We start from the raw sequence: 1,604 nt of genomic DNA, 5'->3' as shown, positions 1-1,604 counted from the left end.
CTCAGCATGACGGGTCGCATCCACCACCGCCTTTGCCTGCTTGCTGCCCTTATTCTGATACACATTCCGAAGCTTGTGAGCCTCGTCAAACACCACTAAATGCCAGTCAATTAGTCCAACGCGGTCTTTTTGCGCGGCAATATACTGGTACGAGCAAATAACGATGTTTTCAGTTTGATCAAAGGGATTCGTCAAGCCTTGCTGGCGCTGTTCCTTGGCGATTTTACTGTCGATAATGATTGAAGGTAGCTCAAACTTATCTGCCAGCTCTTGGTTCCACTGCTTTCTTAATGATGCGGGAGTCACCAGCAATATTTTCTTTTTACCCTCGGCCCATTTTTGGGCAATAACCAAACTGGCTTCAATGGTCTTACCAAGGCCCACTTCATCGGCCAATAAAACTCCTTTTGCCAAGGGGGACTTTAGCGCGAAGCAGGCTGCCTCAACTTGGTGGGGATTCATATCCACCCGAGCAGAGGCCATGGTTCGGGATACTTGGTTTTCTATGCGGCCACTTTGCGTTAGCCAGTGGGCAAAATAGGCACTTTGATGAGGAGTAAACACCGCTACTGCCCCCCCTTGCCATCACGCTTTTGCTCTGAATCTAGCCAGCGATCTATGGCTAGCTTGCCAAACCGCCACTGCTTGCCTAATTTTTGGCCGGGCACCCGCCCCTCTTGCACCAGTTTGTACAAGGTTGACTTAGGAATTTTTAAGTAGAGCGCCAATTCCTCAAGGGTCAGAACTTGATCACTGTTTATATTAGACACCGCGACGCTCTTGTTATTAACAGTATTTAGCCAATAACAGGTAGTATTTGCCAGTCTTGGGAAAATCGCAAGTATCAGACACTCGTTATTATTACTCCTGCGCTATGAGCATCGCGGCGACGATCAATTTAGTTAATGAGACCTAGGCCCCGCGACTGCGACTAAAGCGGTCGCGGTTTTCCTGCTTTTTAGTCTCGCTTTTCCGCAGCATAATATACACCGCACCCGCACCGCCATGCTGGGGCTGGGCACTGCAATAAGCCTGTATTTCTTCCATCTCTGGCAGCCAGCGATTCACATAAGACTTTAATACCGCGCCCTTGGAACTGCTATTGTGGCCGCGACCGTGGACAATGATCACCGCCCGCAAATCCAATTTCATGGCCTCGCGAATAAACTCAAAAACCTCTAGACGCGCCTGTTCCACCGTCATTTTATGCAGATCTAAACTCGCCTCAATGCGGTATTTACCCTGTTTTAAACGGCGAAATACACCGTGCTGCACACCTTCGCGCTTAAACTCCAAAATATGGTAGGGATCGAGTAATTCAATATCCCCGGTCGATAAAAAATTTCGGCGCTCGCTGCGCGCCGTGGCTGCCTCGCGCCGAGCGGCAATATTAATATTGTCGACACCCTGTTTTTTCAGGGCAACCCGCGCATCTAGCTCAAGGCGTTTGACACCACTCATCTCTTGGGCGAACAATTGCTCTTCTTCGTCCATGCTCACCTCCGTATAAGGTAAATTTATGCTCAGCAGCCAAACCTCGCGAAACGGTCCGCCAAAGGCCGCTGCGCTATGCCCGCTCTGCGGCCAAAACAATCAATGCGCTG

At 49.9% G+C, this 1,604-nt stretch carries 3 protein-coding genes; all 3 read right to left on the bottom strand.

Annotated features, from left to right (window positions below; all coding sequences use genetic code 11):
* On the bottom strand, positions 1–564 hold a 564-nt coding region (locus ABYP33_RS19040), incomplete at its 3' end, for an SNF2-related protein (protein ID WP_373092916.1).
* A 2-nt stretch (positions 565–566) separates the two neighbouring features.
* Positions 567–770, bottom strand: a complete 204-nt coding sequence (locus ABYP33_RS19035; RefSeq protein ID WP_301029146.1) for a helix-turn-helix domain-containing protein — start codon at positions 768–770, stop codon at positions 567–569.
* A 142-nt stretch (positions 771–912) separates the two neighbouring features.
* Positions 913–1,494, bottom strand: a complete 582-nt coding sequence (gene smrA / locus ABYP33_RS19030; RefSeq protein WP_373092913.1) for a DNA endonuclease SmrA — start codon at positions 1,492–1,494, stop codon at positions 913–915.
* Between the last annotated feature and the right edge of the window lie 110 nt (positions 1,495–1,604).

Source organism: Zhongshania sp., assembly GCF_041584495.1.
Classification (GTDB): Bacteria; Pseudomonadota; Gammaproteobacteria; order Pseudomonadales; family Spongiibacteraceae; genus Spongiibacter.
This window is presented reverse-complemented; position numbering and strand designations above follow the sequence as displayed.

Bases quoted from the DNA above. Each gene is read 5' to 3' on its own strand.
- smrA (WP_373092913.1), bottom strand. From the start codon at position 1,494: ATGGACGAAGAAGAGCAATTGTTCGCCCAAGAGATGAGTGGTGTCAAA.